The sequence below is a fragment of the Vibrio iocasae genome (genome assembly GCF_042245395.1).
Lineage (GTDB): Bacteria > Pseudomonadota > Gammaproteobacteria > Enterobacterales > Vibrionaceae > Vibrio > Vibrio iocasae.
Window position 1 is genome coordinate 2956269 of sequence record NZ_CP145311.1, and the last position, 13776, is coordinate 2970044.

The following is a 13776-nucleotide window of genomic DNA, read 5'->3' on the forward strand; positions in this document are numbered from 1 at the left end:
ACATGAACATCCTTGGAAACTTGGCATCCTGCCACTCGAGCGAAAAGAGTGAGTTTTATTATTACTTTTCTAATAACAAACAGTGGCAGAGGCCAAACTGTGGTAGGCAGAATAGCAAATTTAACGAAAAATTAAAATCTGATCATTTTGACCAACATATCATCTTAAGACTAAAGTCGAATGCGTCTATCAGATTGAATTTAATCTTTTTTCAATTTGCTACTTAAATTCTTAAAACTAAAAACTCTGCCCGATTGTCAGGTAAACCGACTCATATCCTTCCTCGGTTACACCAATAGCAAACGCGATAGGTCCAATAGGCGATCTTACACCTACAAAGACAGATCCCGCTTTATACAATGGGGCGTTTGAGATTGATGTATCCACATCATTCCAAACACCACCATATTCTAACGATGCCCCCAGATAAACAGGGGCCGTAAACAACCCGAAGTCATTCTCAAACCATCGGTAACGGTACACTACACTGCTAAAGAAAAGGTTCTGGCCAGCCAGGCTATTTCTGGGAATACCTGACAACCTTAAAAAACCACCCAGCTCCTTAGGTTGAATGGCCGGATTTTCCCCGGACTTATCTTCTACAGCGCCATATTCTAAATGTCCGACTAAGGTATTGTCCCCAAAACTGTATGCCCCACGAAACATGGCATCAATCTCGTGAACAAGGTCATCTTCAAAATTAGTTGTGGGCAAATCTAAATCGTCTATGTTAGCCGATTGCCCAGAAACACTATCATCCGACGCAAAATACTCAAGGTCTAACAAGAAGCCTTTTTGAGGCAAACTATAGTCATCCAACGTATCCATTCTGTATCTGACAAATGCGCCCGATCTCTTGTAATCTACATTTCCCAGTGAAGGAATCGTCGAAACTGAAATATCTCCATCCACAAACCGTAAACCTATCTTAGCTTCTTGCCAGAGCGTGGGTTGATATCCGGCTGCGACCTCAGCCTCAAACTCTGAGTATGTTGTTGGAAATGAATTTTCGCTCATTTCGAGCGAGGGTTCTTCGTTAAAACCCCCTATAGGCGTGTTTTTTTTATCTTTTTTATAAATTATATGTGCTGTATTAAATAACTTTTGACTGGTGAAAAACGGAGATGACCAGTTAAGGGAAACGACCCGATCCGTGCCTAACTCGATATTTGTTTTCAACTCACCACCCACACTATTCATATCTGTGAAGTTTGCAGAGGCCCCAATCCCATACTGGCTGTCAGTTTGAAAGTCTTCTTCCAGGAAAAAACGGAAGTTAACGTAGTTGGGTCCCCACTCCTTTTCGTTTACATCAACAAATAAGGTCGTTTCATCCTCTTCGTTTTTTTCAAAGTGATAGGTAATACGTTCAAAGCGGTCAAGGGCATAAACGTCCCTGACACTTTTTTCAAGTTGTTCAGTAGAAATGGGTTGTCCTGCTTCGAGTTGCAATCTTCCAAGTACAACAGCGTCTTTGTAATGCGAGTTGTTATTAAGCACTATAGAATCAACAACGAGCTCATCTCCATGCTCAATCTCTCTACGCTTTTCCTGCTTTTCGTCTATATAATGCTGATATTCGGCTGAAGAAAGAGAATAACGAGAGAGGCTCTCTTTACTATCCATCGCCGCCTGATACCCCCATAGATACGCCTGAGGCATTCGATCAAACTGCGTCGTTTCCATTTCCCCTACAGCAGGATCAAGTAGGACATCTTTTTCTGTAAGTAAATCAGCCTGTTCATTTGTCGTTCTTCGAACCAGGTAATTAGAAAGTTGCCCACCAACGGACATCACACTAGTGAAATCTTCTTCTTTCTTGTAGTCGGTACTGATATCGACGGCAATAACGATATCTGCCCCCATTTCCCTCGCCAAATCGACTGGCATATTGTTGGTGATACCACCATCAACCAGCAAAGCGCCGTCGAGTTCATAGGGTGGTAATGCACCGGGTACGGACATACTTGCCATCATAGCGTCAGTAATCAGCCCTTTACTGATTACAACTTCTTTTAGCTCAACAATATCAGTCGCCACAGAACGGTAGCGTATAGGCAGGTCATCAAAGGATTCTAGCTTGGGAATGTTTCCGGAAGTTTCGCGCAAAATACGCAACATGTTTTGTCCTTGAACCACACCTTTTGGAGAACGAACTTCGCCAAAACGCAATCCAAGATCAGTATTTAGTTGGTAGTAATCTTCGTAGGCTTTTTCCCGTACGCTACGTTCACTGCGGCTCACTCTATCGCGATATCCGCTATTCCAGTCCACAGAGTAGATAAACGACTCAATCTCATCTGCGCTCATACCCGTCGCATAAAGACCACCTACATATGCCCCCATGCTGGTACCTGTAACGATATCTACCGGGATAAACATCTCTTCCAGTGCCTTTAACACGCCAATATGTGCTGCGCCTTTCGCACCACCACCAGCAAGCACGACTGCAACTTTTGGTCGCTCAGGAGCGCTACTTTCTGATTTCTGCTGCGCTAGCACCGATGCAGAGATAAAAGAGCAGAAAACAAGAAAGCACCCGCTAATGTAACGCCATTGCAATTTATTCACTCAAATATCTCCATGACCAGTTGTCAGGTATTACCAGTCAAACAGGCTTTTTATCCAGTTTGCCGGATTGCGTTCACATGCTTGCTTCAGCTCACCACTTTTATCCCAGACAGGCAGTTTAAAGTTACTTGAGCAATCAATTTTCAAGCCACCATCACTATTGGGTTTAAATCCAAGCGTCATTAAGTCTTTAGGCCAGGGCAATATTAACTTTTTCGGTGGACGAAGCCCCAGGTAATCATAGTAAATACGAAGTGCACCGCTAGAGCCCGTTAGCTTGGTTGGTTTGTTGTCATCTCGTCCGGCCCATACAGTAACAACCTCTCGCCCGTCGATACCAACAAACCAGCTATCTCTGCTATCGTTACTCGTTCCGGTTTTTCCAGCGAGCGCAGCCCAACTATATTTACTCTGAAGGTACCTACCCGTCCCCTCTACAACAACTTTCTTCATACCATAAGTTGTTAACCATGCTGCTTGCTCATCAACCGTTGAGCGCATACGTGGGATGGATTGGTAGATAACATTGTTGTCCAAATCTTTAACCGTTCTTAAGGCTGTTAATGGCGCATTCTTCCCTGAGTTTGTCAGCGTCTGGTACATCTGCGCAACCTGATATGGTGAAAGAGAAAATGAACCTAAAAACATCGAAGGAACCGGACGAATTTCTTGTCTGTCTACACCAAGCGCTTCCAATGTCGATACGACTCTGGGAATCCCAAGCTCCATTCCCAATTTGACAGTAGGTACGTTTAGCGATCTCGACAATGCAACATACAGTGGTACATCACCGCGATACTTTCTGTCGAAGTTCTTCGGTTCCCAAACACTGCCTTTGCTTCCTTTAAGCTGAATACGTTCGTCCGACAAGGTTGTTGCTAGCGTGTACTTTTCTGGTTCTGACAACGCTGTAAGATAGACCGCAGGCTTAACCAGAGAGCCTATTGGGCGACTCGCATTCAGTGCACGGTTAAATCCGTCATATCCCGTTCGCTTACCACCAACCATTGCCCGAATCTCACCGGTTTTACGATCTACAGCTACAGCCGCTGCTTCCAACCCTTTTCCTGCAACTTTCTCTAACTCAGGGACACGTTTTTTAATCGCTCTTTCCAGCATTACCTGAGAAACAGGATCGAGTGTCGTAAAGAGTCTCAACCCAGATTGAGCATGAAAGCCTCTTCCGACTTTCTGTTTCAGTTCATTCTTTAACTGCTGGAAATAGGCAGGCTGTCTAGACGCTATTCTCGGGCTGTCCTGAATATCCAGATCACGACTTACCGCCTGGTTATATTGAGCAGAGGAAAGCACCTCCTGCTTCATCAATAAACGTAAAACAAGATCCCTTCGCTCTTTCGCTCTTTCTGGATATCGAACAGGATTGTAGTAAGAGGGGCCTTTAACCATGCCGACAAGCAGTGCAATTTGATCAATTCTTAACTCTTGTATCGGCTGGCCAAAATAGAACCTGGACGCTAGACCAAAACCGTGGATAGCCTGTCCCTGACTATGACCGAGATACACCTCGTTCAGATACGCTTCCAGGATCCTGTCTTTGTCGTAACGATGATCCAGAATCAAAGCAATATAAGCTTCCCTGATTTTTCGCCAAAGTGTTCTATCCTGGGTAAGAAAGATATTCTTGGCCAACTGCTGAGTTAAGGTACTGCCACCCTGAACGGTTCTCCCAGCCTTGATGTTCACCACTAATGCTCTGAGTATCGCTAAAGGTGATACTCCTTCATGCTGATAAAAATCTCGGTCTTCAGTAACCAACAATGAATCAACCAGAATTTCCGGGAACTGCTCACGCTTAATAAACAGGCGGTTTTCTTCAACGTTCTTTTCAAGCATTCCGAGCATCTTTGGCTCGATGCGCAGATAACCTAAATCACCTTTTGATTCTAAAGACTGAATACGAGACAAGCCGCTATCAGTAAAATGAAGCATGACATGTCTGTCAGGCTGAGGGCCATCTTCAAACTCAAATGGTCTTCGGATCAACTCGATCTTTGTGGAAGAAGACGAATATTCTCCCGGGTGGCGAGGCGAACGAACTTTACGATAATTGAGCACATCCAGCTCTTGCTTCAATTCAGAGATGGATGCGTTATTGCCGGGAGCCAGGTTCAAAACCCTTGCATAAACAACGGTCGGCAAATCAAAGATCTGCCCATCGAATCGTTCCCGGACAACGGAATCAAGATATACACCAACAAACACCAAAACCGCAAATACCGCTATAGATAACTTCCAACTCAAACTCCAGAGTTTTCTAAAAAAGCCAGGCTTTTTAGATTTAGACTGCTTTCGCTTACTGGTCGTTCTTTTTGCTGTTGTCTTCGGGCGTTTGGTTGCAGTCTTTCTTTTGGCACTCTTCTTTGCCCCGAGGCGAGATGGTGCTTTCTTGTCACTCATGAGTTCAGTTGTCGCTTAATTTGTTGTTGCATGCGAGTAACCCACAAGGGATTACGCTCATGCATAAAGTAATACCCTTTCGTCTACATCAGACAAAATGCAGGGTCTATAGGTTTAGGATAATTGAAACTGTCCATACGAATCAAACGATTAAAACATCAGTAATAGCCTCAACTAATTCACGAAATTTATATGTTTTATTCCTTTTCTACATATATTTTTTAGTATGTTTTGTAGGTATATGAGTAGCCGGGTCATCTGGCCATGGATGCTTGGGGTAACGACCTTTCATCTCCTTCTGCACATCTTTATAAGACCCAGCCCAGAACCCGGCCAGATCCGAAGTCAATTGCAGAGGTCTTTGTGCCGGAGACAGCAACTCCAGAGTGAGCTTTACCCGCCCTTTAGCTATCAGCGGTGAACTCTTTTCTCCAAACACCTCCTGCATTTTTATAGAAATGACAGGAGCTTTCCCACGGTTATAGATGATTTTTTTCTTGCTGCCTGTGGGGGCCCGATAGCTAACGGGTAACCACTCATCAATCTGCTGGTTCAAAGGCCAGCTAAGATATGCATTCAAAGCTTCCACAAGATCAATTTTCTTGAGTGCACTTACGGATTTCACTTCACTCATGTATGGCTCCAGCCACTCTTCCAATGAGTACAGCAACGTCTTTTCATCGACACTTGGCCACTCCTCTTCAGGAAGCCACTCTTTTGCACAGACAATTCGTTCTCGTAAATTAATGCTGTTGTCAGTCCAGTTAAGAACGCCTAAACCTTCTTTACGAACATAGTTAAGCAACGCTTCGGTTATTTTCGATTTATCAGGTTCAGGAAGCCCTTGAGATTTTATGATTAAGTACTGCTCGGGCTGGCCTATACAAAACTGTTTTTCAGCTTTTAACTTACCTTTTTGTGTATCCCACTCCACCGATTCTTTTTCAAAAAACATCTCTGGGGCCACATCGTGTAGCGTATTAGTATCCAGCCCAGTGGCTAAGAACAACTGGCTTTCGTCTTTGCCTGTCCGCATCAAATCTACTGCAATTAGAAATTCTTGGTCTGCAAGACGATCTTCTTCCGAAATAAATGCACCATGCCCGTTAGCCAGTAGAAATCGACCAACACGATTATTGCGCTGCTTTGCAATTCGATCAGGAAAAGCGAAGGCCAGGCAAATCGCTGCGCACGATTCATCGACATTATCTAAATCGAAATGCCCAGAGTTTAGCTTGCGAGCTAAATTAGTGGCTCTCTGGATCAGAGCTTTTCTCTTTGGGTGCTTGCCATTCAACAACCGATACAAAGAGTAAGAAATATCCGTTATGTTTTTTTCTGGCTCTTCTAATATTGAGGTTAATGCAAGAGCAGTATCCAGATAACTTTTCCCCAGAACTTCCGCTTTAAGTAGCATCGCACCATATCTTGGTGCTACACCAAGCGATTGAAGCTTGTTGCTGCTCTCATTAGTTTGATACTCATCAGTAAGCAACCCTAGTGATAACAACAAGTCACGGGCTTGATTCAAAGAGGAAGCGGGAGGCATGTCTAGCCACTTTAACTCACTAGCATCATTTGCACCCCAAAGTGCCAGCTCAAGTGCAAGAGAGGATAAATCTGAATGCAAGATTTCAGGCACAGGTACTTTAGGCTGTTGATTGAACTGACTCTCACTGAAAAGACGCACACAAATACCCGACTCAAGACGCCCAGCACGTCCAGCCCTCTGAATAGCAGAAGATTGGGCAACCCGAACTTGCTCTAGTTTGGTAATCCCTGTTTTTAAGTCAAAGCGCGCTACTCTTTCTAATCCGGGGTCGACAACCATTCGAATGCCTTCAATGGTAAGAGAGGTTTCGGCAATATTGGTAGCCAGAACCACTTTACGCTTACCTTCTGTAGCGGGCAGAATGGCTTTCTCCTGCTCTTTGAAACTTAGCTGTCCATAGAGCGGCGTGATTTCGGCATCAACTGACAGTTCTGACAAGCCCTGCTCTACTTGTCGAATTGATCCGACTCCTGGTAAAAAAACCAATATAGAGCCAGTTTCACTGTGAAGCAGATTACTGATCTGTCTGACTACAGATGGAACCAGCCTCTCATTTACAGGAATTGGGCAATATCTTTGTTCAACTGGATACGCGCGTCCTTCTGATTCGACATACTCACTCTCAGGAAGTAACTCTATTAAAGCATCACTATCGAGAGTCGCTGACATGACAACAATCTTCAGGTCATCTCTCAACGCTTCCTGAACCTCGAGGCTAAATGCCAAGGCGGTATCTGCATGAATGCTTCTCTCGTGGTACTCATCAAAAATTAACAAGCCAACGCCATTTAGCTCGGGATCCGACTGAATCATGTTCGTCATAATGCCTTCAGTCACAATTTCCAGTTTTGTCTCTGCAGAAACCTTCACGTCTCCACGGACGCGGTACCCCACCATCTGACCCACTCTTTCACCAAGCTTAGACGCGAGGTAGGTTGCGATATTACGCGCAGCCAATCTTCTTGGCTCAAGCATAATGATCTTGCCATCGATGCTGTTCTGTTTGATCAATTGCAAAGGAAAATATGTTGATTTACCAGCGCCAGGAGCGGCTTTGAGAATAACCTGATTTGAACTCTGAACCTTATCAAGCAGTTCAGAAATAACAGATTCAATTGGAAGTTGTGACAATTGCTAGGCCTTGTGTTATACCCATTAACTAACAACGTATTGTACATAAAAACAGTAATAAGATGCACTTCGAACCTAAGCTAAAAAGCGCAAAACTTATCAAGCGCTACAAACGTTTTCTGACAGATATTGAGCTAGAAGACGGCTCAGTCACAACTATCCATTGTGCCAACACAGGAGCAATGACAGGCTGTGCAGAACCAGGAAACACCGTTTGGTACTCAACCTCTGATAATAAAAAGCGAAAATACCCCCACAGTTGGGAAATCAGCCAAAATCCTGCTGGTGATATGATTTGTGTAAATACGGCCAGAGCAAACACTTTAGTTGTTGAAGCCATTGAAAACGGGTTAATTTCTGAACTGTCTGGGTACGATACTTTGAAGACAGAAGTAAAATATGGACAAGAAAATAGTCGAATTGATATCTACTTATCATCCAAAGATCGTACTCCGTGCTATATAGAAGTAAAAAGTGTTACTCTTCTGGAAGATGAAGGGCAGGGATTCTTTCCAGACACCGTTACTACTCGTGGTCAGAAACACATTCGCGAGCTACAAGAAATGGTAAATACAGGAAACAGAGCTATACTTTTCTTCGCTGTTTTGCATTCAGGTATTGAAAAAGTGTCTGTAGCACACCATATAGATGCAAAATATTCACAATTACTAAAACAAGCAAAAGAAGTTGGTGTTGAAGTGCTTTGCTATAAAGCAGAGCTCTCCGAAAGTGAAATTCGTATTGTTGAGCCGTTAGAATTTATTGATTAATTGGCAAAAATGATGCGATGTTCACATTGAATGCAGAGGTTGAAATTCTGTGTTTGCTTCCGGCTTTTCTTTCTGCTATAGATACCCGCCTTAAATTAGCAGTTACATCTGTTAATATTTGGTGTAAGTAGGAGATGCGGTATGCCAGAAAAGAAAAAAGCGCTAGGCATCCTAGCCATTGCAGGTGTGGAGCCATATCAGGAAAAAGCTGGTGAAGAATACATGTCACCAGAGCAAATGGCTCACTTTACTAAGATTTTAGAAGCGTGGCGTAACCAACTGAGGGATGAAGTTGAACGAACTGTACACCATATGCAGGACGAAGCAGCAAATTTCCCAGATCCAGTTGACCGTGCTTCACAAGAGGAAGAGTTCAGTTTAGAGCTTCGTAACCGTGACCGTGAACGCCGTTTAATCAAGAAGATTGAAAAGACACTTACAAAGATTGAAGAAGACGATTTTGGCTTCTGTGAATCTTGTGGTGTTGAAATCGGCATCCGTCGCTTAGAAGCGAGACCAACAGCTGATCTTTGTATCGACTGTAAAACGCTTGCGGAAATGAAAGAACGCCAGATGCAAGGTTAATCCTTTGTTCTGATGTTTAAAGGGAGCCTTGGCTCCCTTTTTTGCTGATATATGATTATGAAAATTGTTGGACGATTTGCCCCCTCTCCTTCCGGCCCACTCCATTTTGGCTCACTAATCGCCGCGCTTGGCAGTTATTTTAGTGCAAAATCCAAAGGTGGTGACTGGCTTGTCAGAATGGAAGATATTGACCCTCCAAGAGAGATGGAAGGCGCGGCAGAGCTGATATTAAAAGCATTAGAAACTTATCACCTGTTCTGGGATGGTGAGGTTCTATATCAAAGTCATCGTCATAACGCTTATCAGCAGCAGATAGATCAATGGTTGCAAACCGGTCAGGCGTATTATTGCCAATGCACCCGTAGGCAAATAAAAGAATCTGGTGGATTTTATGCTGGTACCTGCCGGAATAAAGGATTAAGTGATCCGGATAACTGTTCCGTCAGAATAAAGATAGAGAAACCAATACTCACTTTTGACGATATAAAACACGGCCAAATGTCAATTCCATCGGGTTTGGCAGCAGAGGACTTTATAATTAAACGTCGTGATGGCTTATTCGCCTACAATCTTGCTGTCGTTCTTGATGATATCTATCAGGGTGTAACTGAAGTTGTAAGAGGTGCTGATCTCATAGAACCAACGGGCCGTCAGATCAGTTTGTATAACATTCTCGAACAAGAACCCGTACATTACCTGCACCTGCCTTTAGCGATGGATAGTAACGGTAATAAGTTATCCAAACAAAATCATGCAACGGCCATTGATTTGAAGGAACCAGCACCTACCCTTATCAGAGCAATGGCTTTTTTAGGGTTTCAGATGCCTGCTGATGTTCAGTCTGCAGAGATCTCTGAAATAATAAATTGGGGAGTAAAAAACTGGTCTTTACGCCAGCTTCCTGAAGAGATCAAAATCACATCACCATTCGCAAATGGGATATGATTTAACTATTAACGATTCAGTCATCACAGGCTTGATATTGAAACGTTGACACGCCCTACGCTATTATTAGCCGCAAATTAAAGCAGTAGAATTTACAATATCGCGTTTTGATTAAAACGAGATATTTTTTAGAAGCAAAAACGAGGTGGGCTATTTTTAGTCAAGTTGCCAGTTTTTACCGGAAAATAGTCAGAAATAATGAAGACAGCAGAGCGACAGATTGCCCTGCAACTGAAATCAGTCTGAATGTTATTCCGCGTGAAGAACATAACATATCAAGACAGCAGATTAGTGAGAACGCACTTAAGGTTCTCTATCGTCTACACAATGCCGGGTACAACGCGTATCTGGTCGGTGGTGGTGTGCGTGATTTGCTGCTAGAGAAAGAACCAAAAGATTTTGATATAGCCACCAATGCGACACCCGAACAAATCAAGGCACTGTTCCGAAACTGTCGCCTGATTGGTCGTCGATTCAGACTTGCTCATATCATGTTTGGTCGAGACATTATTGAAGTCGCAACGTTCCGCGGACATCATCAAGAGCCGTCAAAAAACGTCTCAGCACAGTCAAAAGAGGGCATGCTGCTTAGAGATAACGTTTATGGCAGCATCGATGAAGACGCTGAGCGCAGAGACTTCACTGTCAATGCAATGTATTACAACATCGCTGACTACAGCATCCACGATTATGCTGGAGGAATGGAAGACCTGGAAGACGGCTTGATTCGTCTAATTGGTGATCCAGAAACCCGTTACCGTGAAGACCCGGTTCGAATGCTGAGGGCAATTCGCTTTGCCGCAAAACTGGATATGGATATCTGTGAAAGCACAGCACTCCCTATTCCGGAACTGGCTCACTTGCTGGAAGATATTCCTGCGGCTCGTTTATATGAAGAGTCATTGAAGCTTCTTCAATCTGGTCAGGGTCTTGAAACTTATTTCTTATTAAGAGATTACAACCTGTTCAAGCCGCTGTTCCCAAGAATTGCGCAAGAGTTTACTGAAGATGAAAGCTCTAACTCCGAAAAAATGCTTGAATTGGTTCTTAAATCCACTGACAGACGTATCGGAGAAGGTAAGCGAATCAACCCTGCCTTTATGTTTGCAGCACTACTCTGGTATCCGTTGAACAAAGAGGCGGAAGAGATGATGGCTTCACGTAATATGAGCTATTACGATGCCATTATGGAAGCCAGTAATACGATACTTGATCAACAAGTTAAAACTATTGCGATTCCGCGTCGACACACCGCAACTATCCGCGAAATCTGGCAACTTCAGCTCAGGCTACCACGCAGAAGTGGCAAGCGTGCATTCAGGCTTATGGAACTGAACAAGTTCCGTGCTGGCTTCGACTTTCTTGAAATGCGTGGTCAGGTTGAAGGTGGTGAAACTGCAGAGTTAGCTAAGTGGTGGCAGACTTTCCAAAATGCTGGCAGAAATATGAAGCAGGCAATGGTTGGAGACCTCGGCCCCGCAAAGCAGGGATATCGCCGCCGCAAAACTTATCGCAACAAAAAGAGCAAGAAGTCGAATGACTAAAGTCTATATTGCGATAGGTAGTAACCTGTCTGATCCTGAAGCGCAGGCCCTAAATGCAATCAATGCGCTAAAAACGCTACCGAAGTCAGAGTTTTTGACTGCGTCTTCGCTATACAGTAGCACTCCTATGGGGCCTCAGAATCAACCAGACTACATTAATGCTGTCGCCATTATCGAAACAGAATTAACGCCACTTGAACTTCTCGATTGCACTCAGGCTATCGAGCTAGAACATGGGCGTGTCCGAAAAGAAGAAAGATGGGGCCCACGAACACTGGATCTGGATATTCTTCTTTTCGGCAATGAGGTGATCGATTCCGAGCGACTTACTGTTCCACACTATGGAATGAAAGAGAGAGAGTTTGTGCTTTACCCGCTAGCGGAAATCGAACCTAATTTGCAACTACCTGATGGGACTAATCTCAGCGAACTTCTGAAAACAGTTGATCGCAACGGGCTTAGAGTTTGGCAGCAATAGCCAATTCCTGATAAGGAAAAATGATGAAAAAAATTACTATTAATACTCTTATGACCTGGAAGCAAGAAGGTCGTAAGTTTGCATCTTCAACCGCTTATGACGCGAGCTTTGCTCAGTTATTTGAAGAACAAGAAATGCCAGTTTTACTGGTTGGCGACTCTCTGGGTATGGTTCTGCAGGGAAAGAATGACACGTTGCCAGTTTCTGTTGAAGATATCGCCTATCACACCCGTTGTGTTAGAGCAGGAAGCCCAAACTCTCTACTTATGGCTGACATGCCGTTTATGAGTTACGCCACACCTGAGCAAGCATGCGAGAACGCAGCGCAACTTATGCGAGCTGGTGCAAACATGGTGAAACTGGAAGGTGGTGACTGGTTAGTAGATACCGTTAAAATGCTCACTGAGCGCGCCGTCCCTGTTTGTGCTCATCTAGGCTTAACACCTCAGTCTGTAAATATTTTTGGTGGCTACCGTGTTCAGGGTCGTGAGCAACAACAGGCTGACAAGATGGTTAAAGATGCCATTGCACTACAAGACGCAGGTGCGCAAATTGTTTTGCTTGAGTGTGTACCAGCCTCTCTCGCCAAGCGTATTTCAGAAGCCGTTGATGTTCCAGTTATCGGCATAGGTGCAGGTAATGATACTGATGGTCAGATTCTGGTGATGCACGATATGTTCGGTATTTCAGCGACTTATATGCCAAGGTTCTCTAAGAACTTTTTAGCTGAAACAGGCGATATTCGTAGCGCTGTGACTCGTTATATTGAAGATGTTCAATCCGGAGCATTCCCGGGTGAAGAACACACAATTGCTTAAGGATGACTATGCAAACGTTCGAAGATATTTCAACGCTTAGAGAGCAGATAAAACAGCTTAAACGTGAAGGTCGAAAGGTTGCTTTTGTCCCTACGATGGGAAACCTGCACGAAGGACACTTGACGCTGGTACGCAAAGCTCGTGAACATGCGGATGTAGTAGTCGTAAGCATCTTTGTTAATCCAATGCAGTTTGAAAGAGCAGATGATCTGAATAACTATCCTCGCACACTTGAGGATGATTTAAGTAAGCTGAACGGCGAAGGGGTTGAACTGGTTTTCACTCCGACTCCGGAAATCATGTACCCGGAAGGGCTTGATAAGCAGACATTTGTTGAGGTTCCTGGACTTTCTCATATGCTGGAAGGGGCTTCTCGTCCTGGTCACTTCCGTGGTGTCGCAACTATCGTAACGAAGTTATTCAACATCGTTCAACCAGATGTTGCCTGCTTTGGTGAAAAGGATTTTCAGCAGCTCGCTGTTATCCGTCAGATGGTGACGGACCTTGCGATGGATATCGAGGTTATCGGTGTGCCAACAGTGAGAGAAATGGATGGTTTGGCTATGAGCTCTCGCAATGGCCTGCTAACCGTAGACGAACGCCAGCGAGCCCCTGTTGTCGCAAAAACTATGCGCTGGATTAGTAGTCAAATTCGTAGCGGTAAAACCGATTACGCATCCATCATTGAAGATGCGAGTGATCAGCTAAGAGCTGCCGATCTGGAAACGGATGAGATCTTTATCCGTGATGCGAGAACTCTTCAGACTATCTCAGAAGAAACAACACAGGCGGTTATTCTAATCTCTGCCTTCCTGGGCAAAGCAAGGCTTATTGATAATCAGGTTGTGGAAGTTGTTCAAGCGACAGAAGCAGAAGTTGAAGAGAAAGAAGAAGCTTCTGAAGAGTAAGAAACAAACTCCTAAATCTTATCCAACGACTCCCACGTTGCGGCGTGGGAATTCAT

General features: G+C 44.1%; 10 protein-coding genes. 7 read left to right on the forward strand and 3 right to left on the reverse strand.

Going from position 1 to position 13776, the window contains the following annotated elements:
• Positions 1 to 237: 237 nt before the first annotated feature.
• The 3 genes from SNR28_RS23305 to hrpB form a co-directional block, all read right to left on the reverse strand.
• Positions 238 to 2571 (reverse strand): patatin-like phospholipase family protein, encoded by a 2334-nt coding sequence (locus SNR28_RS23305; RefSeq protein WP_375751262.1) that lies wholly within the window; start codon positions 2569 to 2571, stop codon positions 238 to 240.
• A gap of 30 nt (positions 2572 to 2601) precedes the next feature.
• Entirely contained in the window at positions 2602 to 4989 is a 2388-nt protein-coding gene (mrcB, locus tag SNR28_RS23310) for a penicillin-binding protein 1B (protein ID WP_375751264.1), read from the reverse strand.
• A 208-nt stretch (positions 4990 to 5197) separates the two neighbouring features.
• Positions 5198 to 7672, reverse strand: a complete 2475-nt coding sequence (gene hrpB / locus SNR28_RS23315; RefSeq protein ID WP_375751265.1) for an ATP-dependent helicase HrpB — start codon at positions 7670 to 7672, stop codon at positions 5198 to 5200.
• Between the two features lie 62 nt (positions 7673 to 7734).
• Between hrpB and sfsA the strand changes: the two genes are divergently transcribed.
• From sfsA to panC, 7 genes are all read left to right on the forward strand, one after another.
• Complete coding sequence (gene sfsA / locus SNR28_RS23320; protein ID WP_375751266.1) at positions 7735 to 8442, forward strand: DNA/RNA nuclease SfsA; 708 nt, start codon at positions 7735 to 7737, stop codon at positions 8440 to 8442.
• Positions 8443 to 8583: 141 nt separating this feature from the next.
• A complete protein-coding gene (gene dksA / locus SNR28_RS23325; RefSeq protein ID WP_375751267.1) occupies positions 8584 to 9027 on the forward strand; it encodes an RNA polymerase-binding protein DksA in 444 nt (147 codons plus the stop codon).
• A 57-nt stretch (positions 9028 to 9084) separates the two neighbouring features.
• Complete coding sequence (gluQRS, locus tag SNR28_RS23330) at positions 9085 to 9972, forward strand: tRNA glutamyl-Q(34) synthetase GluQRS (protein WP_375751268.1); 888 nt, start codon at positions 9085 to 9087, stop codon at positions 9970 to 9972.
• 185 nt (positions 9973 to 10157) lie between these two features.
• Positions 10158 to 11516, forward strand: a complete 1359-nt coding sequence (gene pcnB / locus SNR28_RS23335; protein ID WP_375754155.1) for a polynucleotide adenylyltransferase PcnB — start codon at positions 10158 to 10160, stop codon at positions 11514 to 11516.
• Positions 11509 to 11994, forward strand: a complete 486-nt coding sequence (folK, locus tag SNR28_RS23340) for a 2-amino-4-hydroxy-6-hydroxymethyldihydropteridine diphosphokinase (RefSeq protein ID WP_375751269.1) — start codon at positions 11509 to 11511, stop codon at positions 11992 to 11994. The genes pcnB and folK overlap by 8 nt, the downstream gene beginning before the upstream one ends.
• A 23-nt stretch (positions 11995 to 12017) precedes the next feature.
• On the forward strand, positions 12018 to 12812 hold the full coding sequence (gene panB, locus SNR28_RS23345) for a 3-methyl-2-oxobutanoate hydroxymethyltransferase (RefSeq protein WP_375754156.1): 795 nt from the start codon (positions 12018 to 12020) through the stop codon (positions 12810 to 12812).
• Between the two features lie 8 nt (positions 12813 to 12820).
• Positions 12821 to 13720, forward strand: coding sequence for a pantoate--beta-alanine ligase (gene panC, locus SNR28_RS23350; protein ID WP_375751270.1), 900 nt, complete (start codon positions 12821 to 12823; stop codon positions 13718 to 13720).
• The last annotated feature ends 56 nt before the right edge of the window (positions 13721 to 13776 follow it).